This is a genomic window from Massilia sp. WG5 (assembly GCF_001412595.2).
Taxonomy (GTDB): Bacteria; Pseudomonadota; Gammaproteobacteria; order Burkholderiales; family Burkholderiaceae_D; genus Telluria.
The window spans coordinates 5260643-5286425 of sequence record NZ_CP012640.2 but is presented as its reverse complement, the minus strand read 5'-3'; the positions used below and the strand labels follow the sequence as shown (position 1 = coordinate 5286425).

The window sequence follows — 25783 nt, the reverse complement described above, 5'->3', positions numbered from 1 at the left end:
TAGGCAGAGCGTGGTTTTCGAGGGATGAACTGCGTTTTTCGGGGATGAACTGCAGTTGATGGAGATGAAATGCGTCCGGAAATGGACAGTGGACGGACAGTGGCGGACAGGGTCCACGCGCAGGCGCAAACGTCGGCCCCGCGCTGGCGGGGACCCGGGTCGCTCTTGCGTTTTACTTCACGAACAGGTGATACACCAGGTTACCCATCAGGATACCCGTCACGATCCCGCCGCCGATCTCGACCAGCGTGTGCCCCATGCGCTCGCGCAGCGGACGGTGATCGGCCGCGCCGGCGCCCAGGCGGTTGATGGCAGCGGCCTGGCGGCCGACGTGCTGGCGCAGGCTGTTGGCGTCGATCATCACGATGAAGCACAGCGTCACGGCCACGCCGAAGGCCGGATGGCCGATGCCTTCGCGCAGGGCGATCAGGGTCGCCATGCTGGTCACGGTGGCGCTGTGGTTGCTCGGGAAGCCGCCATTGCCGACCAGGTTGAAGGCCCAGCGCCGCTGGCGCGCACTATTGATCAGGAATTTGATCGGTCCGACCACCAGCCAGGTCAGCAGCGGGGTCAGCAGATAAGTGAAGTCCATGTGAGTTCCGATGTGTTAGTACAAAGTAATGCCGGCCAGCATTATCGCAGAAGCGATGCGCCCGCCACAGCCAGAAACCAGTAATATGCTGTCCAGTGTGGTTTATCAGACAACGGAGAAGTCGATGCAATATTTCAAGCTGTCCTTCGTGGTGACGATCGTCCTGCTGGGCCTTGCCGCCTGGTGGGGCTTCAGCCACGGCGGCACCGGCGGCCTGGTCCAGGCCTTGTGGATCGCGGCAGTGCTGGGTGTGCTTGAAGTCTCGCTCTCCTTCGACAACGCGGTCGTCAACGCGACCGTCCTGCGCAACTGGAACGCGTTCTGGCAAAAGCTGTTCCTGACGGTCGGCATCGTCGTGGCCGTGTTCGGCATGCGCCTGGTGTTCCCGCTGCTGATCGTTTCGATCGCCACCGGGCTGGGCCTGATCGACGTCTGGCACATGGCGATCAACACGCCGGACGAGTATGCGCGCAATCTGGTGTCGAAGCACGCCGAGGTGGCGGCCTTCGGCGGCGCCTTCCTGCTGCTGGTCTTCCTCAACTTCCTGTTCGACGAAGAGAAGGAACTCCATTGGCTGGGCTGGATCGAAGAAAAGGTCGGGCAGTTCGGGAGCGAAGGCCTGGCCATCCTGCTGACCCTGCTGGCCGTGTTCGGCTGCATGAGCCTGATGCCCGAGCAGCGCAAGCTGTCGGTGCTGGTGGCCGGCATCGTCGGCGTGATCGTCTACGTGGGCGTGGACTGGCTCAGCGGCCTGCTCGAGGAAGAGGAATCGGATCCGGCGGTCGGCAAGCTGATCTCGCAGGGCAGCATCGGCGGCTTCCTGTACCTCGAAGTCCTGGACGCCTCGTTCAGCTTCGACGGCGTGATCGGCGCCTTCGCCATCACCAACGACGTCGTCATCATCATGCTGGGCCTGGCCATCGGCGCGATGTTCGTGCGTTCCCTGACCGTGTTCCTGGTGCACAAGGGCACGCTGGAAGAATTCGTCTACCTCGAGCACGGCGCCCACTATGCGATCGGCATCCTGGCCCTGATCATGTTCGCCAGCGTCCAGTACGAGATTCCCGAATGGTTCACCGGCCTGTCCGGCATCGCCTTCATCCTGGTGTCGCTGTGGTCGTCGATACGCTACAAGCGCCGCGAAGAGCTCAAGCCGGCAGCTTAATTTTTTTTACGAAAGGAAGAACAATGGCGATCAGTCTGCAAAAAGGCGGCAACGTCAACCTGTCCAAGGAAGACCCGACCCTCAAGCGCGTCATCATCGGCCTCGGCTGGGATCCGCGCGCATCCGACGGCGCGACCTTCGACCTCGACGGCAGCGCCTTCCTGCTGCGCGGCGACGGCAAGGTGCGCGGCGATAACGACTTCATCTTCTACAACAACCTGCAGTCCGCGGACGGCTCGGTCAAGCACACCGGCGACAACCGCACCGGCCAGGGCGAAGGCGACGACGAGCGCCTGCTGGTCGAGCTGGGCCGGGTGCCGCCGGAGGTCGAGAAGATCGCCTTCGCCGTCACCATCCACGAGGCCGACCAGCGCCGCCAGAACTTCGGCCAGGTGGGGCGCGCCTTCATCCGCTGCCTGAACGCGGATGGCGAACGCGAGATCGCACGCTACGACCTGTCCGAGGACAGCTCGACCGAGACGGCGATGATCTTCGGTGAACTCTACCGCTACGGCAGTGAGTGGAAATTCCGCGCCGTCGGCCAGGGCTACAACGGCGGCCTGGGTCCGCTGGCGCGTTCCTTCGGTGTCAACGTCTGACGCGTTCATGAGCTTTTGACAATCCGCGCGCTCATCGGCAGAATGGGCGCGACTTCACTCAACGCTCATCCACCATGCCCTCGACCTTCCCGCGGCGCGCCAGCGCCATCCTTGCCTCCGTCATCGTCGCGGCGATCGTGCTGTTTGCCCTGTACATCACGGTGGTGCTGCACTGGTCGTATTCGGAAGGCGAACGCGCCGGCTACCTGCAGAAACTGTCGCGCAAGGGCTGGCTGTGCAAGACCTGGGAAGGCGAGATTCTGCTGTCGAGCATGCCGGGCGCCATTCCCGAGCGCTTCGCCTTCACCGTGCGCGACCCAAACGTGGTCAAGCAACTGCAGGCTGCGATGGGCCAGCGCGTCCAGCTCAGCTATTCCCAGCACGTCGGCATCCCGACCACCTGCTTCGGCGAGACCAGCTATTTCGTCGAGAAGGCCGCCGTCGGCGGCAGCAACCCGGTCGCACCGAATCCCGGCCCCTAGTCATCCTTAAAACAATTGAATGGGTGGCACTATGAGAAGGCGGCTTGCGGGGATCCTGCTGGCGGCAGCCGGCGCGCTGGGCGCGGCGCAGGCGTCCACCATCGTCGACTACACGCTGCTGCGGCCCGAGGGGCGGCGCCACTACCTCGTGGTCGAGCCGGACCGGCTGGCGCGCAGCAAGCGCCCCACCGTGATCCTGCTGCATGGCCATGGCGCCTCGGCCCCCTTCATGGTCGGGCTCGCTTCTTTCGGCACCTATACGGCCCAGGACTGGATCCGGCTCGCCGAGCGCGAGCGCGTGATGCTGATCGCGCCGGACGGCATCAAGGGCAGCGACGGCAAGCAGGCCTGGAACGATTGCCGGCTCGACGCCGCCAGCAATGCCACCAGCGATGACGTCGGCTTCATCGCCGCCCTGATCGATACCGCGGTGTCCGAACTCGGCGCCGATCCCGAGCGCATCTACGTGTACGGCAGCTCGAACGGCGGCGGCATGGCGTACCGGCTCGGCATCGAACTCGCGCCGAAGCTGGCGGCGATCGGCGTGCAGGGCGCGCTGATGCCGATGCAGAGCCGCTGCAAGCCGCCGAACCACCCGATCTCGGTCTTCGTCTCGCACGGCACCGCCGACGAGATCGCGCCCTACAACGGCGGCAAGGTCGGACACTGGCTGCTGCGCGACCGCGGCAGCGGCGTCAGCGCCGAGGAATCGGTGGCCGTATGGCGCCGCGCGGCCGGCTTGCCGGAGACACCGATGCGCTTCCGCATGCCGCACCTGCAATCCTCCGATCCGACCTCGGCCACGCGCTATGTCTGGGGCAAGGACCCGGCCCAGGTGCAAGTCCAGTTCATGCGCATCGACGGCGGCGGCCACGTGGGCTCATCCAAGCTCGAGGAATTGCCGTGGATACTGCGCAAGATCGTGGGGAATATGAACCACGATGTCGATACGGCGGAAGAAGCGTGGAACTTCTTCAAGGATAAGAGGGCGACGGGCGCGCATTGACGCCCGGACCCGGGTTCAGCTGTCGCCGCGCTGCTTGGCGACGACGTCGGACAAACGCGCGGCCGCCTGCTGCGCCGAGGGCAACTGCGAAAAACGTCCCAGCAGTTCGCGCGCCAGGTCGGCCGATTCGGCGCGCTGCTTGGCCTCGGCCTGGGCCGCATCGATCCGTTCGCGCAGCAGGCCCAGTTCCGCCACCTGCTCTTCCTGGCGCGCCGATTCGAGTTCGATCAGGCGCCGTTTGGCGTCCGCCATTTCCTCGGTTGCCTGCAGGGTTTTCCGCTGCATGTCGGCCGCCTGCTGGGCGCGCTCCAGCAGGATGCGCTGGGCGTCGCGCTTGTCGAGTGCGGCCTGGGCCGCAGCCTGCTCCGCCAGTTCGCGCGTCTTCGCCAGCTGCGCCTTTTCTTCCTCGGCCTTGGCGCGCGCCTCGGCGGCCTCGATGGCGCCCTGCTCGGACGCCAGCCGCGCCGCGGCCGCCTCGTTGGCGCGGGCGTCGGCCGCCGTCTGCTGGCGCTGGGCCGACAGCTTCTGTTCGAGCAGCAGCAGGGTTTCGCGGGCGGCGTCGGCGCCAGCCTGTTCGGCGGCCAGCAATTCCTCGGCCAGCTGCTGCTGGCGGCGTTCGTGTTCGGCGCGCCCGGCCTGGGCGCGCGCCAGTTCGGCGGCGCGCTCCAGGTGCGCCTGCTGCGCGGCGGCGGCCGCTTCCTCGTGCGCGGCCTGGCGTTCGGCTTCGGCCGTCGCCTGGCGCTGGGCTTCCAGCGCGGCCTGCTGCGCCGACAGCGCGCGCTGTTCGGCTTCGAGCTGGGCGCGCAGCAAGGCCGCCTGTTCCTGTTCCGCGGCGATGCGCGCCTCGGCGGCGGCCGCCAGTGCGCGTTCGGCGTCCTGGCGCGCATCCAGTGCGGCCAGCGCTTCCTGCTCGACGCGCACCCGTTCGCGCTCGGCGGCGGCCAGCGCCTCGGCTTCCTGGGCGCGGCGCGCGGCCAGGCGCACCGCTTCGCGCTGCAGCTCCGCCTGCTCGGCTTCATGCGCGATGCGCGCCTGCTCGGCCGCGCTTTCGGCCGCACGGGCCTCCGCCGTAGAGCGCGCCAGGGCGGCACGCTCTTCGGCCAGGGCGCGCTCGCGCTCGTGCTGTACGGCTTCCAGGGCCGCCGCTTCCGTCGCTTCCTGCTCGGCCTCGGCGCGCCTGCGCGCCTGCTCGGCGGCGGCGCGCTCGGCGTCCAGCCGGGACCGCACTTGCGCGGTTTCCGCTTCCTCGGCCTGGGCGCGCTCCAGCGCTACCTCGCGCAGCTTGCGGTCGGCCTCGATGCGGGCCTCGGTCGCAGCCAGGATCCGGCCTTCGGCATCGCGCCGCGCTTCCAGTGCGGCCACGGCCATCTCTTCCTGGCGCTCGCGGTGCACGGCGGCGTCGCGCAATTCCTTCTCGGTCTGCAGGCGCAGGCGCAGCGACTGGGCGGCGGTGCGTTCGTACTCGGCCTGGGCTACGGCGATCGCCTCGCGCTCCTGCTCGATGCGGGCCAGGGCGCGCGCTTCTTCCAGCGCCCTCGCCTCGGCGGCGGCGCGGGCGAAGCTCGACGCCAGCGCGACCTGGTCGGCGCGCTCGCGCTGCAGCGCCAGTTCGAGGGCTTCGGCTTCGGCCTCGGCCAGCTTCTCGGCGGTCAGGCGCGCGGCCTTTTCGGCGCGCTCGCGCTCGCGCGCGAGGATCGCGACCCGCGCGTCGGCGCCGGCGCTGTGGCTGACTTCCTCGCGCGCCGCGTGCACGGCGGCGACCCGCTCGGCGGCCTGCAGGCGGGCCTGTTCGGCCTGCTGCGCCAGCTCCTCGGCCTGGCGTGCGGCCCGCTCGGCGATCTCGGCGTCGGCTTTCGCCTGTTCTTCGGCGCGGCGGCGGGCTTCCTCCTGGGCGCGGGCGCGCGCCTCGGCGGCCAGGCGGATCTGGGTATCGGCTTCGACTCGGGCGCGCAGCTCGGCGGTTTCCTGGCGCATCGCCTCGAGGCGCTCGGCGGCGGCCCTGGCGGCGGCGCGCAGGGTGTCGATGCGGTCGCGGTTGGCTTCGATCGCCTCTTCCGAGGCCTGGACATTGGCCAGCGCGGCGGCTGCCGCTTCGGCGTCGATCGCGGCGCGTTCCTCGGCCAGGCTGCGTGCACGGGCTTCGGCATGGGCGCGGTTCTCGGCCGCCATCGCCGCCTTGGCTTCCGCCTCGACCCGGGCGATACCTTCCTTGATCGCGCGCTTTTCGAGCTGTTCGCGCTGCGGCTCGGCGCCGGACGCCGGATCCTCGCCGGACGCGGAAGTCAGGTCGATCGTGAAGTGGGCATCATCGTGGTGGTCGGGGCGATCGGTCATGGGCTACTCGCTGGCTGCGGACGGACTGGGGCTCAGGCTGATTATGCGCCAGAGCTGAAAAACGCGGCACGCCGAACTGAGGCATGAATCCCGGTCAATTCTCCGGATTACACGGGCCAGAGCGGCGGCTCGTCCATCAGCGCCACCTGCTCGCGCAGCTCGAGAATGCGGTCCTGCCAGTAGCGCTGGGTGTTAAACCAGGGGAAGGCGGCCGGAAAGGCCGGATCGTCCCAGCGCATCGCCAGCCAGGCCGAATAATGGATCAGGCGCAGGGTGCGCAGGGCTTCAACGAGGTAGAGCTGGCGCGGGTCGAACTCGCAGAAGTCCTCGTAGCCGGCCAGCACGTCGCCGAGCTGGTGCACCATCTCCTGGCGCTCGCCCGACAGCAGCATCCACAAATCCTGCACGGCCGGGCCCATGCGGCTGTCGTCGAAGTCGACGAAGTGCGGGCCGTCGCCGGTCCACAGCACGTTGCCGGCGTGGCAATCGCCGTGCAGGCGCAGCAGCGGCAATGCGCCGGCCCGGTCGAAGCAGCGCGCGACGCCGTCCAGGGCCTGGTCGAGCACGCTGGTGTAGGCGGTCAGCAGCTCGTGCGGAATGAAGCCGTGACCGATCAGCCAGGCGCGCGGCTCGTGGCCGAAGGTGTCGAGGTTCAGCGCCGGACGTTCCAGGAATTCCCGGGTGGCGCCGACCGCGTGGATGCGGCCGATGAAGCGGCCGATCCATTCGAGGACCTTGGGATCGGACAGCTCGGGCGCGCGCCCGCCGCGGCTGGGGAAGACGGCGAAGCGGAAGCCGCCGAATTCGTGCAGCGTGCGTCCTTCGATCTCGCGCGCCGGGACCACCGGCACTTCGGCGTCGGCGAGCTCCTGGGTGAAGGCATGTTCCTCGAGGATGGCGGCGTCGCTCCAGCGCCCCGGGCGGTAGAACTTGAGCACCACCGGCTGGCCCTCCTCGCGGCCGACGCGGTAGACCCGGTTTTCATAACTGTTCAGCGCCAGCAGGCGGCCGTCGCCGTGCAGGCCGACGCTGTCGAGCGCGTCCAGCACCATCAGTGGATCGAGGCGCGAGAAAGGATGGGATTCCGATGGAGTATTCATGCCGCCATTGTATAGGCCCGCGACGGGGCTGCGCACCCCTGCTCTTTTTTGACGAATTTGGGAAAATCGGTGAGCGAATGGCTGAAATTCATGCGTTCAAGGAATTTTTTTCCTGAAAATATTACAATTTTGATGAAGAGGACGGCCTTAGGTGTGTGGCCGCACCGAGCGGCCTCACGGCACAGGGTCTGATGGCAGCTCAGCACCTGAGCGCGACCGCGCGACATGCTGCCTATCGAGAGAACGACAATGAAAAAGACGCTGACGCTGACCGCGCTTGCCGCGGCCCTCGCCTGTCACTGGGCCGCCGCCGCGGACGCCGCCCAGCCGCCAAAGGCCGAGCCGCATATGCAAAAGGTGCTGGACGCACTGAAGTCGCTGAACGGCAAACCGATCGAGAACCTGACCCCGGAAGAGGCGCGCAAGCAGCCGACGCCCGCCGACGCGGTCAAGAAGGTGCTGGCCGACGAGAAGAAGAGCAGCGAGCCGGAACCCGGCGTCACGGTCAAGGACATGACGGTACCGGTCGATGGCGGCAGCGTCCCCGTGCACATCTATACGCCGGAGGGCAAGGGCCCGTTCCCGGTGATGGTCTACTACCACGGCGGCGGCTTCGTGATCGCCGACACCAAGGTCTACGAGGCCTCGCCGCGCGCGCTGGCGAAGATGGCCAAGGCGATCATGGTCGCGGTCGACTACCGCCAGGCCCCCGAGCACAAGTTCCCGACGGCGCCGAACGACGCCTTCGCGGCCTATATCTGGACCACCCAGCACGCGAAGGAGTTCAACGGCGACCCGATGCGCGTGGCGGTCGGGGGCGAATCCGCGGGCGGCAACCTGGCCACCGTGGTGTCGATGATGGCGCGCGACAAGAAGGCGCAGATGCCGGTGCACCAGCTGCTGGTCTACCCGGTGGTCGACAATGACATGAACAACGCCTCCTACCAGCGCAACGCCAATGCCAAGCCGCTCAACAAGGCGATGATGGCCTGGTTCTTCAAGTACTACGGCGGCGATCCGAAGAACCCCTATGCCCTGCCGATGAAGGCCGGCTCGCTGAAGGACCTGCCGCCCGCCACCATCGTCGCCGCCGAGATCGACCCGCTGCTCGGCGAGGGCAAGGCCTATGCCGACAAGCTGAAGAAGGATGGCGTCAAGGTCGACTACAAGGAATACAGCGGCGTCACCCATGAATTCTTCGGCATGGGCGCGGTGGTGCCGAAGGCCAGGGATGCCGAGCAGTTCGCCGCGGATGGGCTGAAGAAGGCGTTCGCAGAGAAGCACTGACGAGCGCTAAGCGGGCATTAAGCCTGTGCTCGGCAATACGAGGCAAGATTGGCATGTTTTCCGTTTGCGCCGGACCGCCAGAGCAGGCTGTCCGGCGTTTTTTTTCGCCGGTACGGCGGCGCAGGCGGTACACTTGCGCCTTCAACGAACGGAATCACCTGGTACAACATGCAACTCGAACAGCCCCTCACCGACAAAGAATTCGACGATCTCGACAACTTCCTGCTGTCCGAACGCAGCCCGGAAGGCGCGATGACGATGGATACCCTGCACGGCTACCTGACCGCGATCGCGATCGGCCCGGAATCGATCATGCCGGCCGAGTGGCTGCCGCGCGTCTGGGGCGAAGACGGCGCCGCGCCGAAATGGAAGAACCCGAAGGAAGAGCAGCGCATCGTCAACCTGATCATGCGCTTCATGAACGAAGTCCTGATCACCTTCGAGGTCGCGCCCAAGGAATTCGAGCCGCTCTACGTCGAGCACGAAGTCGACGGCGAGACCCTGATCGACGCCGAAGCCTGGTGCTGGGGCTTCTGGGAAGGCATGGACCTGCGTCCCGGCTCCTGGGACGAGATCTGGGATTCGGAAGCCGGCCCGATGATGCGCCCGATCTACCTGCTGGGCGCCGACGAGATCGAGGAAAGCGAGCTGCCCGAGGTCGAAGACCCGCGCCTGGCGCACAAGCTGGCGCTCGACATCGAAGCCAACCTGCCCGCGATCCACCGCTTCTGGCTGCCGCGCCGCAAGGCCGCGGTCGAGACCGTGCGCCGCGACGAGCCAAAGGTCGGCCGCAACGACGACTGCCCCTGCGGCAGCGGCAAGAAGTTCAAGAAGTGCTGCGGCGCCGAGCAGGCCTGAGCGCTTCCCTTGCGTCGACCTCCACCCTCCCCGTCATCACGGGATGCAGGGTGCAGAGGTAATCGAAGCCTTCCCCCTGGCGCACCGTGTGGCGCCAGCTCTGCCCCGGCTTCAGGTCGCCCGAGCTGATGCCGGCCGCCGCCGCGGTGACGTTGTGGACGAACATGTCCTTGTTCACCCAGGTGACGGTATCGCCGGGCCGCACCGCCACCACTTTCGGCGTGAACGTCATGCCGTCGATGAGCACGCGGTGATCGGCCGCCCCGGCGCTCGCGGCGGCGGCCGCGTTCAGCAAGGCGGCCGCCATCCATAACGCGGGCTTCATTTCATCTGCGCCTGGATATGCTTCGCATGCTCGAGGTGGGCCGCGATGTTCGGCCTCACCTTGTTCAGCAGCGCCTTCAGCTCGGCGTTCGAGGCGCTCGGGCTCAAGGTCTTGTCGAGCGCATCGAGGACGGTCTGGTGGTAGCTCACCTCGTTGTCGACATAGGCCTTGTCGAATGCGGCGCCCGACAGGCTCTTGAGGTGCTCGCGGTTCGATTCGCCGCCCTGGGTGAGCGACTTGCTGGTGTCGTTCTCTTCCGGCGTGACGTGGAGCTTCTTCACCAGCGCGACCGCCTGCCTGTTCACGGCCGAATGGTCGTGCACCATCTGTTTGGCAAAGTCGCGCACTTCCTTGTTCCTGGTTTTCGCTTCGGCCAGCTTGCCGGCATCGATGTCGACCGTGTTGGCGGCAACGACAATGGCGGCGATCTGCGCATCGTTGGGACTGGCGGCGTGGACGGCGCCCAGCGGGCCGGCGGCCAGCAGGGCGAACAGGATCGGCGCGAGGGTCTTTTTCATGCTCATGGCAGTCTCCATTGATTATAGGAAGTGAAACATGCCATTCGATGCAGCGGCCCCGCGCCGCGTTCCCGGCATCTTCAGCCCGGCGCTTCCTCGCTCAGGCGGCGCATGACCTTGGCGACGATGCGGTCGCAGCGCGCGCCGTCGAAGCCGAAGGCATGGTCGAGCGCGAAGTCGAGTTCGCGCGCCAGCGCCTCGCGCAGCATCGCGCGCGCGCGGAAGTAGCGGCTGCGTACCGTGGCTTCGGGAATATCGAGCAGCTTTCCGGTTTCTTCGACGCTGAGCTCCTCGACCGCGCGCAGGATGAACACGGTGCGGAAGACTTCCGGCAGGCGGTCGATCTTCGCTTCGATCAGGCCGCGGGCCTGGGCATGCATTGCCGCCTGCTCGGGCTGCCCGGCCGCATCGCAGTCGCCCGCTTCCCCCGGCTGCTCCATCGCCGCCTCGGCGCCCAGTTCGATGACTTCGGCCATGCGCCCGGACGAACGGCGACGCATCAGGGCGGCATTCATCACGATACGGGTCAGCCAGGTGGCGAGCGAGGACTCGCCGCGGAAGTCCGGCAAGGCGCGGTAGGCCTGGATGTAGGCGTCCTGCAGCGCATCCTCGGCCTCGGCATCGTCGCGCAGGATGCTGCGCGCGACACGGTAGAGCCGGCGGTTGTAGCGCCGCATCAGGCCGGCGAAGGCAGCCTGCTCGCCGTCCACCACGCGCTGCCGGAGGGCGGCGTCCGAATCATCGTCGACTGCAAGCTGCATGGTGCTCTCCTGTGATGAACCGGGGTCAGACTCCCCATTTTGGCAAGATCCCCGAGAATATTTCCAAAAATCGGAGTCTGACCCCGGTTTGATGCAGCGCAGCCGCCGCGCGTTCCCGGCTCATGCCGCCGTCAAGCGGCTTTCGTACATGGCTGCCAGCATGTCGGACTGGCTGACGACGCCGGCGAACACGCCGTGCCGGTCCACCACCGGAATGTGGTGCAGGCCCTGGTTGCTCATCAGCGGCACGAGCTCGGCGATCGGCTCGTCCACGCCGACCGTCTCCACGTGGCGCTGCATGATCTCCACCACCTTGCCCGGACGGTCGCCGCGCATCCCCAGCAGGTGGACGAACAGTCCGCGCAGGCGCTCGCCGAGCGTCTGGTAATCGTCCAGTCCCGCATGGTGCAGGAAATCGTTCTGGCCGACCATGCCCACCACGCGCCCGGCCTTGTCCAGCACCGGCAGCGCATGCAGGCCATGCCGGCGCAGCAGGCGCCAGGCCTCCGCCAGCGGCATCCCCGCCCGCACCGTCACCGCATCCTTCGACATGATCGCGCCGCAGGTGATCACGCCGAAGCGGCGCCCGTAGGCCTGGACTTCGGTTTCGAGCAGGATCGCTTCGAGGTCGTCGCGGCTGATGTCGAGCACCTGGCCGTAGCGCGCCAGCGCGGCGTCCAGGTCTTCCTTGGTGAAGCCGAGGCGCGCGGTCGGCACCGGATCGCGGGTCGCGTGCACGTTCTGCAGCATCGATTGCTGGGTGTGCGGATAGCGGCGCCCGGTCAGGTTATTGAACAGCAGCGCGACCAGCACGATCAGGGTCGAGTTCAGGCACACCGGCACGAAGGCGAAGCCGAAGCCGGCCGCATGCACCGCCGGGCCGCCGAGCACCGTGGTCAGCGCCACGGCGCCGCTGGGCGGATGTAGGCAGCGCAGCAGGAACATTACCAGGATCGCCAGCGAACCGGCCAGCGGCGCCGCCAGCAGCGGATTGCCGATCGCCTTGGCGCAGGCCACGCCCACCAGGGCGGAGATGGTATTGCCGCCGATGACGGACCACGGCTGGGCCAGCGGACTGGCCGGCACGCAGAACAGCAGCACGGCCGAGGCGCCCATCGGCGCCACCAGCGCCAGCGGCAGCGTGGCGGTGCCGAGCATCAGCATGCTGAGGCCGGCGGTCAGCAGCAGGCCGAGAAGCGCCCCGGCGACGGAGCGCATGCGCTCGTGGCGCGGGACGGTATTACGTTGCGGCACAAAGGCGCGCATCCATTGCAAGGTCTGGTCCAAGATAAAACTTCTACGAAAAAAACATCACAATATGATATATTATTCGGCTCGTCTCTGCCACTACCTCCGTCCGTGAAGCCGATAGCCAAGTCCGATTTCTCCGCCCTCTCCGAATTCCGCTACCAAATGCGGCGCTACGAACACTTTTCCGAAAACGCCGTGCAGGCCGAGGGCATCACGCCCCTGCAGTACCTGCTGCTCCTTCACATCAAGGGCTTCAGGGGCCGCGAATGGGCCACCATCGGCGAACTGGCCGAGCGCCTGCAGGCCAAGCAGCACGGCGTGGTGGCGCTGGTCACGCGCTGCGAAGCGAGCGGCCTGGTCGAGCGGCGCGCGAATGTCGACGACCGCCGCCGCGTCGAGGTCCACCTGCTGCCGCCCGGCGAAGCGATCCTGACGCGCCTGGCCGAGATCCACCGCGCCGAGCTGCGCGCCCTGCAAGGCGTATTCACGATTCCCAACCTCCCCTGAACTTCACCATGTCCGTTTCCCATCATGTCCCCGAACGCCGCGACTTTTCCGGCGACCTGCGGCTGTTGCTGATCGCGGCGATCGCCGCCGTCATCGGCGGCCTGGCCGTGCTCGCCGCCCACGTCCTGCTGCTTCTGATCCGCTTTTTCACCGACCTGTTCTTCTACCAGCGCTTCTCGATGGCCGACCTGTCGCCCGCCAACCACACGCTGGGCGCCTGGGTGATCGCGGTGCCGGTGATCGGCGGCGTGGTGATCGGCCTGATCGCCCGCTACGGCACCGAGCAGATCCGCGGCCACGGCATTCCCGAAGCGATCGAGGCGATCCTGTTCAAGGACAGCGCGATGTCGCCGAAGGTCGCGGTGCTCAAGCCGCTTGCTTCCGGCATCGCGATCGGCAGCGGCGGCCCGTTCGGCGCCGAGGGGCCGATCATCATGACCGGCGGCGCGATCGGCTCCCTGATCGCCCAGCACTTCCACCTGACCGGCGGCGAGCGCAAGTCGCTGCTGGTGGCCGGCGCGGTCTCCGGCATGACGGCGGTGTTCGGCACGCCGGTGGCGGCGGTGCTGATGGCGGTCGAGCTGCTGCTGTTCGAACTGCGTCCGCGCAGCCTGCTGCCGGTGGCGGTCGCCTGCGCGGTGGCCGGCTTCCTGCGTCCGCTGGCGATGGAAGCGGGTCCGCTGTTCCCGCTGCAGACCGCGCCGGTGGCGCCGCTGGCCCTGCTGTCCTGCCTGGTGGCCGGCCTGCTGTGCGGCGCGCTCTCCTGGACCATGTCGACCATGCTGTACCGCGTGGAAGACTGGTTTCACCGCCTGCCGATCCACTGGATGTGGTGGCCGGCGCTGGGCGCGCTGGCGGTCGGCATCGGCGGCTACTTCCAGCCGCGCGCGCTGGGCGTGGGCTACGACGTGATCGGCGACCTGCTGCATAACCACCTGGCCATGGGCGCGGTGCTGGCCCTGCTCGCGGTCAAATTCGTGATCTGGCTGATCGCGCTCGCTTCGGGCACCTCGGGCGGCGTGCTGGCGCCGCTGCTGATGCTCGGCGCCGGCCTCGGCTCGCTGCTCTCGCCCTGGCTGCCGGGCGCCGAACCGGCCCTGTGGCCGCTGGTGTTCATGGCCGCCACCCTGGGCGGCATGATGCGGGCGCCGGTGATGGCGGTGGTATTCGCCTTCGAGCTGACCCACGATTCGAACGCCCTGCTGCCGCTGCTGGCCGCCGCCGCCGGCGCCTACGGCTTCACGGTGCTGACCATGGGCCGCTCGATCCTGACCGAGAAGATCGCGCGCCGCGGCCACCATATCTACCGCGAATACGGCATCGATCCGCTCGAGCGCCACAGCGTGGCCGAAGTGATGACGCATGAGGTCCAGAGCGTCGACGCCGACGCCACCGTGGCGTCCGTGCTGGCCTCGCACTTCGGCCCGCAGCAGAAACACCGCGGCTTCCCGGTGACGCGCGGCGGCCTGCTGGTCGGCATGCTCGACAGGGATGCCCTCACCGGGCAGGCCCCGGATCTTCCGGTGGGCAGGCTATTCGGCATCAACCGCCCGCCGGTCGCCCTGGCCGGCGAGACCTGCCGCATCGTCGCCACCCGCCTCGCCGTGCACGGCATCGAGCGCCTGCCGGTGGTTGCCAGCGCCGGCGAGCCGCGGCTGCTCGGCATCGTCAGCCGCAGCGACCTGATCAAGGCCACCGCCGGGCTGCACGCCGAGGAGCACGAGCGCCGCACCCTGCGCCGCCATCCACTGGCGCGCAGGGGTGCCTGAGCCTGCGCCGGCTCCAGCTTTTTATTGAACAATCATGTACGATAGGCAATCCGCGCATTCGCGCCATTGCCTATTTCTCTTGAGGACAAGAACATGATGAAACCGCTCAAGCGCACCCTGCCCGCCCTGCTGTCCGCCCTCGCGCTGGCCGCCGCCATCGTCCCCGCCCAGGCCGCCGTGCCGATGGTCAAGACCCCGGCGCCCGGCTTCTTCCGCCTGATGGTCGGCGACTTCGAGGTCACCCCGATCAACGACGGCACCGTCGACCTGCCGGTCGACCAGCTGCTGCACCAGAAGCCGGAACAGACCCGCGCCACGCTCGAAAAGAACTTCCTGAAGACGCCGCTGGAAACCTCGGACAATACCTTCCTGATCAATACCGGCGCCAAGCTGGTGCTGGTCGACACCGGCGCCGGCGCCCTGTTCGGCCCGACCCTGGGTAAATTCGTGCAGAACCTGAAGGCGGCCGGCTACCAGCCCGAACAGATCGACGAAATCTACATCACCCACATGCACGGCGACCACGTGGGCGGCCTGGTCCACGACGGCCAGCGCGTGTTCCCGAATGCGGTGGTGCGCGCCAGCAAGGCGGACGCCGACTTCTGGCTGAGCAAGGCGAACCTGGACAAGGCCCCCGCCGACAAGAAAGGCTCCTTCCAGGGCGCGATGGCCTCGATCAACCCGTATGTTCAGGCCGGCAAGTTCCAGGTCATCGACCATGACGGCGAACTGGTGCCGGGCGTGTCCGCCATGGCGGAACACGGCCACACCCCGGGCCACACCAGCTATGTGGTGGAAAGCCGCGGCCAGAAGCTGGTGCTGATCGGCGACCTGGTCCACGTTGCCGCCGTGCAGATGGATAATCCGCAGGTGACGATCGGCTTCGACAGCGACGAAAAGGCCGCGTATGCCGCCCGCAAGAAGGTGTTCGACGACGCCGCAAAGAAGGGCTACCTGGTCGGCGGCGCCCACCTGCAGTTCCCCGGCCTGGGTCACCTGGTGAGCCAGGGCAAGGCTTATCGCTGGGTGCCGGTCAACTACACCCAGATGCGCTGACCCGGCCCTCGATGCCGGCCAGGATCGCCGCCAGCCTGTCCAGGTCGACCGGCTTGACCATGTGGTGGTCGAAGCCGGCTTCAAGGGCGGCGCGACGGTCCTGTTCCTGGCCGTAGCCGGTGATCGCCACCAGCAGCGCCGGCCGGGTACGCTGATCCGCGCGCAGCCGGCGCGCCAGTTCGTTGCCGTCCATTTCAGGGAGGCCGATGTCCAGCAGGCAGGCGTCCGGACACTCGCGCAGCGCCCGCTCCAGGGCGCGCAGCGAATCGTTCTCCACCATTACCTCGTAACCGCAGACTTCCAGCAGCATCGCCAGGGTCGCCGCGGCGTCGACGTTGTCGTCCACCACCAGCAGGCGCAGCGGGCGCGCTTGGCCGGCCTGCGCGGCCGCCGGCGTTTCGGCGGCGTGCTGCGCTGCCGCCTGCATCAGCGGCAGGGTCACGATGAAGCTGCTGCCCTGTCCCAGCCCGGGGCTCTCGCACGCCACGCCGCCGCCGTGCAGCTCGACCAGGTTCTTGACCAGCGCCAGGCCCAGTCCCAGTCCGCCCTGCGAGCGATCGGAGGAACGCTTGGCCTGGGCGAACAGCTCGAACACGTGGGCCGACAGTTCCGGCTCCATGCCGATGCCCTCGTCGCGCACCGCCAGCACCAGCTGCTGGCCGGAGGCGGCCGCCTCGATCCCGATGCTGCGCTCCTCGGGCGTGTACTTGGAGGCGTTGTTGAGCAGGTTGGCCAGCACCTGCACCAGGCGCGCCTTGTCACCCAGCACGGTGGCGTCGGGATCCACCAGCCGCACCTGCAGGTGCTGGCGGCGCGCCTCGAACAGCGGGCGCACCTGCTCGATCGCCTCGTCGGCGATGGTGCGCGCCGCCACCGGCGCGCGCGCCAGCGTCACCAGCCCGCGCGTGACGCGCGAGACGTCCAGCAGGTCGTCGACCAGGCTGGTCATGTGCTTGACCTGGCGTCCGATGATGGCGCTGCTCTGGCGCACCCGCGCCTCGTCGAGGCGGCCAATTTTCAAGAGGTCGGCGGCGGCGCTGATCGGCGCCAGCGGATTGCGCAGCTCATGCGCCAGCATCGCCAGGAACTCGTCCTTGCGCTGGTCGGCGGCGCGCAGCTTTTCCTCGGCCTGCTTGCGCTCGGTAATGTCGAGGAAGAAGCTGACCAGGCCGCCATCGCTGGTCGGATAGGCGCGCACCTCGTAGTTGCGCTCGTTGCCGTCCGGGAGGCGATGCAGGTATTCGGAACGTCCGGCGCAGCGGGTCTGCATGACCCGGTGGTACATGCGGCCCATGTCGGTTTCGAGCGCTTCCGGCCAGACCGCCCAGTGATTGCGTCCGAGTACCTGCCCGGCCGTGCGGCTGCCGAGACGCAGACCTTCCGCGTTCATTTGCAGCACGGTCCAGTCGGCTGCGATCAGCGCATAGCCTTCGGCGATCGAGTCGAGGATGATCTGGCTGCGGTCGCGCTCCTGGCGCAGGGCCTCGTGGGCGCGCGCGAGGTCGACCGCGGTCCAGAGGCGCTCGGACATGCTGCGCGCCAGCGCGATCTCGACGTCGCCCCAGCGGTGCGGATGCTCGTGCCCGAGCGCCAGGAAGGACACCAGGCGCCCCGACTTCACCAGCGGCACCAGCAGGCTGGCGGTCACGCCCATCGCCATCAGGTAGGCCTGCTGGTGGGCGACCGTGCGCGGGTCGACCCGCACGTCGGCGATGGCGATGACGACGCCGGCGCGCCCGGTGGCCGCCACTTCCGCGCCGAAGGCCTCGATCGCGAAGGTGTTCCCGGCCAGGTTCGAGCTGCCCTGCCGCTTCCAGTCGCCCGGCACGTAGAAGGTGTTGCGCGTGTCGTCGACCTCGCCGTACATCACGCGCTCGACGCCCAGCTCCCGGCCCAGCAGGTCGCAGGCGGTGGCGATCGCCTCGCCGCTGGAGGCGATCGGGCGCAGCGCGTCCGCCAGCGCCAGCTCGAAGGCGGCGCGGCGTTCGGACTCGACCCGCGCGGTGGTCTCGATGCAGGTGCAGTACATGCCCATCACCCTGCCCTCGCCGTCGTGCAGCGGTGAATACGAGAAGGTGAAATAGGTCTGTTCGGTATAGCCCTTGCGCTCCATGGTGAGCGGCATGTCCTCGACGAAGAAGGACCGGCCGCCCATGGCGCGCGCGGCGATCGGGCCGAGGTCCTGCCAGATCTCCCACCAGACCCGGGGGAACAGGTCGCCGAAGGCGGACGGGTGCTTGTCGCCGAGGACGGGGATGTAGGCGTCGTTGTAGAGGAAGACCTGTTCCGGGCCCCAGGCCAGGAACATCGGGAAGGTCGAGCTGAGGACCATCGACACGGCCGTCGCCAGTTCGGGCGGCCAGGAATCGGCGGGGCCGAGCGGCGAACTTTGCCAGTCGCGTGCGCCGAGCAGGCGCCGCGTCTCGCTGTCGCCGAGCCCGGCGGTTATGCGCAGAATGTCAGCCATGCGTGAATTATTCCACAATTCATTGAAAATAATTCACAATTTCCGTGCTGCACTGCGATGAGGGGATCAGGGCTTGCGCATCACAGCTTGATGAAGTGCTCGCGGTAGTAGCGCAGCTCCTCGATCGACTCGACGATGTCGGCCAGCGCGGTGTGCTTCTGGGCTTTCTTGAAACCCGACGCCAGTTCCGGCTTCCAGCGGCGGCACAGTTCCTTCAGGGTCGACACGTCCAGGTTGCGGTAGTGGAAGAAGGCTTCCAGCTTCGGCATGCCGCGCGCCATGAAGCGGCGGTCCTGGCAGATCGAGTTGCCGCACATCGGCGACTTGTTGGCCGGCACCCACTGCTTCAGGAAGGCGATCAGCTGCTCTTCGGCCTGGGCTTCGTTCACGGTCGAGGCTTTCACGCGGTCGATCAGGCCCGACTTGCCGTGCGTGCCCTTGTTCCAGGCATCCATCTTGTCCAGCGTCTCGTCGCTCTGGTGGATCGCGAACACCGGACCTTCGGCCAGGACGTTCAGGTCGGCGTCGGTGACGACCACGGCCACTTCGATGATGCGGTCGCTGTCCGGATCGAGGCCGGTCATTTCCATGTCGAGCCAGACCAGGTTCATGTCGTTGGGACGTGGGGTAACGGCGGCTGCTTGGGTTTCTTGTGACATAATTCGCTCTTTGGTGGAGGGCTCGCCAAACCTGCTGCGCGTTGCAGATTCGATCTGCGGCCGCTCGCTACGGTTTTGCGGGCCCTTGATACGTTAGCTAAACTCGTTTTAATCAGCTAAAAGCAGCATTTTCTCACAGGCATAGAATGCTTTCATTCGCGTTTTCGGTTTTGTTCGTCATTTTTTTCATGCTGACCCTCGTATTGCGGTACTGGCTGGCGAGCCGGCACATCCGCCACGTCGCGCGTCACCGTGAACAGGTGCCGCCCGAATTCGCCGGCAGGATTCCGCTCGAGGCCCATCGCAAGGCCGCCGACTACACGATCGCCAAGACCCGCTTCGGCCTGGTCCATGCAATCTACAGCGGCCTGGTGCTGATCGGCTTCACCCTGCTGGGTGGCCTGCAGGCGCTGTCGACCGCGCTGCTGCACCTGACCGGTCCCGGCATGACGCACCAGATCGCCCTGGTCGTGGCCTATGCGGCGATCGCCGGGGTGCTCGACCTGCCGTTCACGTACTGGTTCCAGTTCGTGCTGGAGCAGCGCTTCGGCTTCAACAAGATGACGCTCAAGCTGTGGCTGGCCGACACCCTCAAGGGCACGCTGCTCGGCGCCGTGATCGGCCTGCCGCTGCTGTGGGTGGTCCTGATCCTGATGGAACGCAGCGGCGCCCTGTGGTGGCTGTATGCCTGGCTGGCCTTCAGCGCCTTCCAGCTGCTGCTGATGGTGATCTACCCGACCCTCATCGCGCCGCTGTTCAACAAGTTCACGCCGCTCGCCGACGACAGCCTGAAGAACCGCATCGAAGGCCTGATGGCGCGCGTCGGCTTCGCCTCGAAAGGCCTGTTCGTGATGGACGGCAGCAAGAGGTCCAGCCACGGCAACGCCTATTTCTCGGGCTTCGGCGCCAACAAGCGCATCGTCTTCTTCGACACCCTGCTGGAACGCTTGGCGCCGCCCGAGATCGAGGCCGTGCTGGCGCACGAACTGGGCCACTTCAAGCTCAAGCACATCGTCAAGCGCATCGTGGTCGCGTTCGCGCTGTCGCTGGTCTTCCTGGCCCTGCTGGGCTGGCTGAAGAACCAGGTCTGGTTCTATACCGGCCTGGGCGTGTTGCCGCTGCTGGGCCAGAACAACGACGCGATGGCGCTGCTGCTGTTCATGCTGGTGCTGCCGGTGTTTACCTTCCCGTTCGCGCCGCTGACGTCGATCACCTCGCGCAAGCACGAGTTCGAGGCGGACGCCTTCGCCGCCGCCCACAGCGACGCGCGCGACCTGGTCTCGGCCCTGGTCAAGATGTACGAGGACAATGCCTCGACCCTGACCCCGGATCCGCTGCACTCGGCCTTCTACGATTCGCACCCGCCGGCCTCGATCCGGATCAGCCGCCTGCACGAGGCGGGCACGCTGGCCGGTGCCGGCATGGAGCCGGCATGAGCACCGCGCTGCCCCTGACCCAGCGTCATTGCACCCACGGCGCCGCGGCGCTGGACGATGCGGCCGTCGCCGCGCTGCTGGCGCAACTGCCTGGCTGGCGTATCGATGGCGCCAGCCTGGTGCGCGAATTCCTGTTCCGCGACTACCACGAGACCATCGAATTCGTGAACGCGCTGGCCTTCATGGTCCACCGCGAAGACCACCACCCGGACCTGCAGGTCGGCTACCGCCGCTGCACCGCGTCCTGGACCACCCACTCGGCCGGCAACCGGTTGAGCGAAAACGACTTCATCTGCGCTGCGAAAGCCGACGCACTCTACGCGGGACGGGCAGGCGCATGAGCAAAGACCTCGAACTGAAAGGCATTATCGTCGCGGCCCACGGCCGCCATTACCTGGCCGACGTCGACGGCGAATTCCTGCAGTGCGTCACGCGCGGCAAGAAGACCAACGTCGCGGTGGGCGACATCGTGCACCTGAAGCGCACCTCGAACGACCAGGCCGTGATCGAGAAGATCGCCGAGCGCAGCACCCTGCTGTACCGCTCCGACCAGTACAAGTCGAAGCTGCTGGCGGCGAACATCACGCGCCTGTTCATCGTCGTCGCCACCGAACCGAGCTTCGCCGACGACCTGGTCTCGCGCGCCCTGGTGGCCTGCGAGGCGGCCGGCGTCGAGGCCCACCTGATCCTCAACAAGGTCGACGTGCTCGAACCGCTGGCGCGGGCGCGCGAGCGCGCCGGCCTGTACGCGAGCCTCGGCTATCCGCTGCACGAGGTCTCGGCCAAGGCCGATCCGGAAGGCACCGTGGCGACCCTGACGCCGCTGCTGGCCGGCCAGTCCTCGATCTTCATCGGCCAGTCCGGCATGGGCAAGTCCTCGATGATCAACCTGCTGGTGCCGGACGCCGACATCGCGGTGCGCGAGATCTCGGAAGCGCTGGATACCGGCAAGCACACCACGACCTTCACGCGCCTGTACCGGCTGCCCGAAGCGACTGGCGGCGGCAACATCATCGACTCGCCGGGCTTCCAGGAATTCGGCCTCTACCATCTCACGGAGGGTATGCTGGAACGCGCCTTCGTCGAGTTCAAGCCCTTCCTGGGCGGCTGCAAATATTATAACTGCCGCCACCTGGCCGAGCCGCAATGCGCGATCCTGGGGGCGGTCGAAGAGGGCAAGATCGCCAGGATCCGGCACGAACTTTATGCACAGCTGCTGCACGAGTCCGAACAGACGCTGTATTGATCGAATATAATTCAGAAGATCCCCGCATCCCCGACATACTATGGCTGTCCAGACTCCTATCAAGCACTTCCTGCAATTCTCCGATTTCACCCGCGACGAGTTCGAGTACGTGATCGAGCGCGCGGCCGTCATCAAGCGCAAGTTCAAGGCCTATGAGGTCTACCACCCGCTGGTCGACCGCACCCTGGTGATGGTGTTCGAGAAGAGCTCGACCCGGACCCGCCTGAGTTTCGAGGCCGGCATGCACCAGCTGGGCGGCGCCGCGATCTACCTGAACACGCGCGACAGCCAGCTGGGCCGCGGCGAGCCGGTCGAAGACGCCGGCCAGGTCATGAGCCGCATGTGCGACATCATCATGGTCCGCACCTTCGGCCAGGACATCATCGAGCGCTTCGCCGCGCATTCGCGCGTCCCGGTGATCAACGGCCTGACCAACGAACACCACCCCTGCCAGGTGCTGGCCGACGTGTTCACCTTCTTCGAACACCGCGGTTCGATCACCGGCAAGACCGTGGCCTGGATCGGCGACGCCAACAACATGCTGTACTCGTGGCTGCAGGCGGCCGAGGTATTCGGCTTCCACCTGAACGTGTCGACCCCGAAAGGCTACGACATCGATCCGGCGCTGGTCGCGACTAAGAACTACACCTTCTTCGAGAACCCGTCGGACGCCTGCCAGGGCGCGCACCTGGTCAACACCGACGTGTGGACCAGCATGGGCTACGAAAAAGAAAATGCCGAACGCCTGAAAGCCTTCGATGGCTTCATGGTCGACGGCGCCAAGATGGCGCGTGCCGCACCCGACGCGCTGTTCATGCACTGCCTGCCCGCGCATCGCGGCGAGGAAGTGGCGGCCGAAGTCATCGACGGCCCGCAATCGGTGGTGTGGGACGAAGCCGAGAACCGGCTGCACGTGCAGAAGGCGCTGATCGAGTACCTGCTGCTGGGCCGCATCGAGGACAAATAAGGCCTCGCCACCACAAATTCAGTCCGATCGTCGGTCCGGGCACCCGGACCGGCTGACCATCATTCCCCTCCATCTCTCATTCACTGGAACTCCCATGAGCGACATTAAAAAAGTAGTCCTCGCCTACTCCGGCGGCCTCGACACCTCGGTCATCCTGAAATGGCTGCAGGATAACTACAAGTGCGAAATCGTTACCTTCACCGCCGACCTGGGACAAGGTGAAGAGCTGGAACCGGCGCGCGCCAAGGCCATCAAGTTCGGCATCAAGCCGGAAAACATCTACATCGACGACGTGCGCGAAGAGTTCGTGCGCGACTTCGTGTTCCCGATGTTCCGCGCGAACACCGTCTACGAAGGCGAATACCTGTTGGGCACCTCGATCGCGCGTCCGCTGATCGCCAAGCGCCTGATCGAGATCGCGAACGAAACCGGTGCCGACGCCGTCTCGCACGGCGCGACCGGCAAGGGCAACGACCAGGTCCGCTTCGAGCTGGGCGCCTATGCGCTCAAGCCCGACGTCAAGATCATCGCCCCGTGGCGCGAATGGGACCTGCTGTCGCGCGAAAAGCTGCTGAAGTACGCGGAAGACGCCGGCATCGACATCGACATGAAGCACAAGAACGGCGGCGCGCCCTACTCGATGGACGCCAACCTGCTGCATATCTCGTTCGAAGGCCGCCACCTGGAAAACCCAAGCGCCGAAGCCGAGGAATCGATGTGGCGCTGGACCGTGTCGCCGGAAGCGGCGCCGGACCAGGCCGAGTACCTCGACATCGAATACGAGCGCGGCGACATCGTCGGCCTGAACGGCACCCGCATGACCCCGGCCCAGGTGCTGACCGAGCTGAATCGCCTCGGCGGCAAGCACGGCATCGGCCGGCTCGACCTCGTGGAAAATCGCTACGTCGGCATGAAGTCGCGCGGCTGCTACGAAACCCCGGGCGGCACCATCATGCTGCGCGCCCACCGTGCGATCGAATCGATCACCCTGGACCGCGAAGTGGCGCACCTGAAGGACGACCTGATGCCGCGCTACGCTTCGCTGATCTATAACGGCTACTGGTGGGCCCCGGAGCGCGTCGCGCTGCAGACCCTGATCGACCACACCCAGCAAAGCGTCAACGGCTGGGTCCGCGTCAAGCTCTACAAGGGCAACGTGATCGTGGTGTCGCGCGACTCGAAGACCGATTCGCTGTTCGACATGAACATCGCCACCTTCGACGAGGACGGCGGCGCCTACAACCAGGCGGATGCGGGCGGCTTCATCAAGCTGAACGCGCTGCGCATGCGTATCGCGGCCAAGGCAAAGGCCAAGCGCGGTCAATAAGCTGGCCGACCCGATATGAAAGCCGCCGGTCCGCAAGGGCGGCGGCTTTTTTCATGGCCTGCCGGCCTTGCCGTTCTTGCTGCTTGCCGAGCAAAAGAAGATGCGTTTGCCGGCATTTTGTTGCGCTAGCGCATCATTGTTTCCACTAACGCCCGCCGAAATGTTACATTTCAGGATGGGCTTTCATTTCGGGAGACGCCGGCGTCAAGGACTTCGGGTCAGAGCCCACCCGAGAAAACCGGGCTCTGCCCCCTTGCCATGCGAAACCTCAGCATCAAGAACAAACTCACGATCGGCTTTGGCGCGATCGTCGCCATCATCCTGTTCCTGCTCATCCTGGCGAATGATAATTTCGGGCGCCTGCAGCAGGCCAACCGGTGGGACCGCCATACCCTCGAGGTGCTGCTGGAGACGAATCACATCGCGACTTCGGTGCTGCAGGTCCAGAGCGCGACCCGCGGCTATCTGCTGACCCGCAACGAGACCCTGGTCGCGCCGATCCGCAACGAATACCAGGGCGCCCGCAATCACCTGCGCCGCGCACTCGCGCTGACCACCGATAATGCGTCCCAGCAGGAGCGCCTGCACCAGCTCGAACCGATGCTGATTACCTGGATGGACAAGGCGATCGCGCCCCAGATCGCCCCGCAACGCGACGGCAAGCCCGGCCTTGCGCCGGCGTCGATGCAGGTCGAAGCCGCGGTGCTGGCCGGCACCGGCAGCGTCGCCACCATGCGCCAGCTGCTCGGGGAGATCGAGTCCGAGGAAAACCGCCTGCTCGACCGGCGCAGGGAAGAGACCAACGCATTGCGCCAGTCGATGAACATGCTGCTGAGCGTGGGCGCGGTGATCAGCGTGCTGCTGGCGGTCCTGATCAGCACCATCCTGGTGCGCGCCGTATCGCATCCGCTCGCCAGCCTGAGCGAGGCTGCGCGCCGGCTCGGCAGCGGCATGCAGGGCGCGCGCGCCGAGGTCCGCTCGCGCGACGAACTGGGTGCGGTCGCGCTCGAATTCAACCGCATGGCCCAGGCCATCGAGGACAGCCAGGCCAAGGAGCTGGCCGCCACCAACGAGTTGCGCGCGAAGGTCGACTCGCTGCTCGGCGTGGTCTCGAAGGCCGCGCGCGGCGACCTCACCGGCGCCGTCGCGATCCGCGGCGAGGATGCCGTCGGCCGGCTCGGCGAAGGCCTAGCGACCATGCTGGGCAACCTGCGCAGCCTGCTGAACAATGTGCAGCGCGCCGGCATCCAGGTCGCCAGCTCGGCGACCCAGATCGCGGCTTCCGCGCGCCAGCAGGAAGCGACCGGCATCGAACAGGCCCAGACCAGCGTCGAAGTGCTGGCCACCACCAAGGAGATCTCGGCGAATACCGCCCAGCTGCTGCGGACCATGGAGGAAGCGACCGAGGTGGCCGACTACACCACCAGCGCCACCGCCGACGCCCAGGACAAGCTCAAGCACATGGACCACACCATGCAGCAGATGGTCAATGCCACCGATTCGATCGGCGCCAAGCTGGCCGCGCTGTCCGAGAAAGCCAGCAACATCAACAGCGTGCTGACCACCATCACCAAGGTGGCCGACCAGACCAACATCCTGTCGCTGAACGCCGCGATCGAGGCCGAGAAGGCGGGCGAGGCGGGCCGCGGCTTCTCGGTGGTCGCCACCGAAATCCGGCGCCTGGCCGACCAGACCTCGGTCTCGACCTGGGACATCGAACAGATGCTGAAGGAGATGCAGTCGGCGGTGTCGGCCAGCGTGATGGGCATGGACAAGTTTGCAGAGGAGATCCGCCGCAACGTCGGCGAAGCCCGCCACGTGGCCGAGCAGCTGTCCGGCATGATGGACCAGGTGCGCAAGCTGGCGCCGCGCTTCGACCTCGTGTTGCAGGGGATGCAGTCGCAGGCCGTCGGCGCCTCGCAGATCTCGGGCACCATGATGCAGCTGTCCGACGCCAGCCAGCAGACCGTCGAGTCGCTGAAGGCCACCAGCGAAGCGGTGCACCAGCTGCAGTACGCGGCCGGCGACCTGCAGCAGTCGGTCGCCACCTTCGCCGTCGACGAGTAAGACG

General features: G+C 66.8%; 24 protein-coding genes. 15 read left to right on the top strand and 9 right to left on the bottom strand.

Going from position 1 to position 25783, the window contains the following annotated elements:
- Positions 1-172 precede the first annotated feature (172 nt).
- Complete coding sequence (locus tag AM586_RS23560) at positions 173-592, bottom strand: divergent PAP2 family protein (protein WP_047823031.1); 420 nt, start codon at positions 590-592, stop codon at positions 173-175.
- A gap of 124 nt (positions 593-716) precedes the next feature.
- Here AM586_RS23560 and AM586_RS23555 point away from each other — a divergent pair, with 124 nt between their 5' ends.
- From AM586_RS23555 to AM586_RS23540, 4 genes are all read left to right on the top strand, one after another.
- Positions 717-1757, top strand: coding sequence for a DUF475 domain-containing protein (locus AM586_RS23555; protein WP_047823033.1), 1041 nt, complete (start codon positions 717-719; stop codon positions 1755-1757).
- A 23-nt stretch (positions 1758-1780) separates the two neighbouring features.
- A complete protein-coding gene (locus tag AM586_RS23550) occupies positions 1781-2356 on the top strand; it encodes a TerD family protein (protein WP_047823035.1) in 576 nt (191 codons plus the stop codon).
- Between the two features lie 74 nt (positions 2357-2430).
- Positions 2431-2838 carry a hypothetical protein gene (locus AM586_RS23545; protein WP_047823037.1) on the top strand — a complete coding sequence of 136 codons (408 nt, stop codon included), beginning with the start codon at positions 2431-2433 and terminating at the stop codon, positions 2836-2838.
- Between the two features lie 31 nt (positions 2839-2869).
- Positions 2870-3844: a PHB depolymerase family esterase gene (locus AM586_RS23540; protein ID WP_052233348.1), complete on the top strand. Its 975-nt coding sequence runs from the start codon at positions 2870-2872 to the stop codon at positions 3842-3844.
- Positions 3845-3859: 15 nt separating this feature from the next.
- Here the strand turns inward: AM586_RS23540 and AM586_RS23535 are convergent, their stop codons facing one another.
- Positions 3860-6178 carry a hypothetical protein gene (locus AM586_RS23535; protein ID WP_047823041.1) on the bottom strand — a complete coding sequence of 773 codons (2319 nt, stop codon included), beginning with the start codon at positions 6176-6178 and terminating at the stop codon, positions 3860-3862.
- Positions 6179-6285: 107 nt separating this feature from the next.
- Complete coding sequence (locus AM586_RS23530) at positions 6286-7278, bottom strand: serine/threonine protein kinase (RefSeq protein ID WP_047823043.1); 993 nt, start codon at positions 7276-7278, stop codon at positions 6286-6288.
- Between the two features lie 249 nt (positions 7279-7527).
- On the opposite strand from AM586_RS23530, the gene AM586_RS23525 reads away from it, so the two are divergent.
- On the top strand, positions 7528-8565 hold the full coding sequence (locus AM586_RS23525; RefSeq protein WP_197416385.1) for an alpha/beta hydrolase: 1038 nt from the start codon (positions 7528-7530) through the stop codon (positions 8563-8565).
- A gap of 168 nt (positions 8566-8733) precedes the next feature.
- Positions 8734-9423, top strand: a complete 690-nt coding sequence (locus AM586_RS23520; RefSeq protein ID WP_047823045.1) for a UPF0149 family protein — start codon at positions 8734-8736, stop codon at positions 9421-9423.
- Here AM586_RS23520 and AM586_RS23515 read toward each other — a convergent pair.
- The 4 genes from AM586_RS23515 to AM586_RS23500 all read right to left on the bottom strand — a co-directional run bounded on the left by AM586_RS23515 (position 9392) and on the right by AM586_RS23500 (position 12314).
- Entirely contained in the window at positions 9392-9748 is a 357-nt protein-coding gene (locus AM586_RS23515) for a cupredoxin family copper-binding protein (RefSeq protein ID WP_047823047.1), read from the bottom strand. The genes AM586_RS23520 and AM586_RS23515 overlap by 32 nt on opposite strands.
- Complete coding sequence (locus tag AM586_RS23510; protein WP_047823189.1) at positions 9745-10266, bottom strand: DUF4142 domain-containing protein; 522 nt, start codon at positions 10264-10266, stop codon at positions 9745-9747. Before AM586_RS23510 ends, AM586_RS23515 begins: the two co-directional genes overlap by 4 nt.
- An 80-nt stretch (positions 10267-10346) precedes the next feature.
- Positions 10347-11027, bottom strand: coding sequence for an RNA polymerase sigma factor (locus tag AM586_RS23505; protein ID WP_047823049.1), 681 nt, complete (start codon positions 11025-11027; stop codon positions 10347-10349).
- Between the two features lie 120 nt (positions 11028-11147).
- Positions 11148-12314, bottom strand: a complete 1167-nt coding sequence (locus AM586_RS23500; RefSeq protein ID WP_307163093.1) for an HPP family protein — start codon at positions 12312-12314, stop codon at positions 11148-11150.
- Between the two features lie 126 nt (positions 12315-12440).
- On the opposite strand from AM586_RS23500, the gene AM586_RS23495 reads away from it, so the two are divergent.
- From AM586_RS23495 to AM586_RS23485, 3 genes are all read left to right on the top strand, one after another.
- Positions 12441-12785: a MarR family winged helix-turn-helix transcriptional regulator gene (locus tag AM586_RS23495; RefSeq protein ID WP_082439496.1), complete on the top strand. Its 345-nt coding sequence runs from the start codon at positions 12441-12443 to the stop codon at positions 12783-12785.
- A gap of 8 nt (positions 12786-12793) precedes the next feature.
- Positions 12794-14554 carry a chloride channel protein gene (locus AM586_RS23490; protein WP_047823053.1) on the top strand — a complete coding sequence of 587 codons (1761 nt, stop codon included), beginning with the start codon at positions 12794-12796 and terminating at the stop codon, positions 14552-14554.
- Positions 14555-14647: 93 nt separating this feature from the next.
- Positions 14648-15610, top strand: a complete 963-nt coding sequence (locus tag AM586_RS23485) for an MBL fold metallo-hydrolase (RefSeq protein ID WP_047823056.1) — start codon at positions 14648-14650, stop codon at positions 15608-15610.
- Here the strand turns inward: AM586_RS23485 and AM586_RS23480 are convergent.
- The gene (locus tag AM586_RS23480) at positions 15588-18077 is read right to left on the bottom strand and encodes an ATP-binding protein (protein ID WP_052233350.1); all 2490 of its coding nucleotides are present in this window, start codon (positions 18075-18077) and stop codon (positions 15588-15590) included. The two genes, AM586_RS23485 and AM586_RS23480, sit on opposite strands and share 23 nt — an antisense overlap.
- Before the next feature lie 80 nt (positions 18078-18157).
- Positions 18158-18736: an oligoribonuclease gene (orn, locus tag AM586_RS23475; RefSeq protein WP_082439495.1), complete on the bottom strand. Its 579-nt coding sequence runs from the start codon at positions 18734-18736 to the stop codon at positions 18158-18160.
- A 146-nt stretch (positions 18737-18882) separates the two neighbouring features.
- Here orn and AM586_RS23470 point away from each other — a divergent pair, with 146 nt between their 5' ends.
- From AM586_RS23470 to AM586_RS23445, 6 genes are all read left to right on the top strand, one after another.
- Complete coding sequence (locus AM586_RS23470) at positions 18883-20172, top strand: M48 family metallopeptidase (protein ID WP_047823059.1); 1290 nt, start codon at positions 18883-18885, stop codon at positions 20170-20172.
- The gene (locus AM586_RS23465; RefSeq protein ID WP_047823062.1) at positions 20169-20513 is read left to right on the top strand and encodes a 4a-hydroxytetrahydrobiopterin dehydratase; all 345 of its coding nucleotides are present in this window, start codon (positions 20169-20171) and stop codon (positions 20511-20513) included. Before AM586_RS23470 ends, AM586_RS23465 begins: the two co-directional genes overlap by 4 nt.
- Positions 20510-21418, top strand: coding sequence for a ribosome small subunit-dependent GTPase A (rsgA, locus tag AM586_RS23460; RefSeq protein WP_047823063.1), 909 nt, complete (start codon positions 20510-20512; stop codon positions 21416-21418). The genes AM586_RS23465 and rsgA overlap by 4 nt, the downstream gene beginning before the upstream one ends.
- A 40-nt stretch (positions 21419-21458) precedes the next feature.
- Entirely contained in the window at positions 21459-22385 is a 927-nt protein-coding gene (gene argF / locus AM586_RS23455; RefSeq protein ID WP_047823065.1) for an ornithine carbamoyltransferase, read from the top strand.
- Between the two features lie 94 nt (positions 22386-22479).
- On the top strand, positions 22480-23712 hold the full coding sequence (locus tag AM586_RS23450) for an argininosuccinate synthase (protein WP_047823068.1): 1233 nt from the start codon (positions 22480-22482) through the stop codon (positions 23710-23712).
- 258 nt (positions 23713-23970) lie between these two features.
- Positions 23971-25779 (top strand): methyl-accepting chemotaxis protein, encoded by a 1809-nt coding sequence (locus tag AM586_RS23445; protein ID WP_047823070.1) that lies wholly within the window; start codon positions 23971-23973, stop codon positions 25777-25779.
- Positions 25780-25783: the final 4 nt, after the last annotated feature.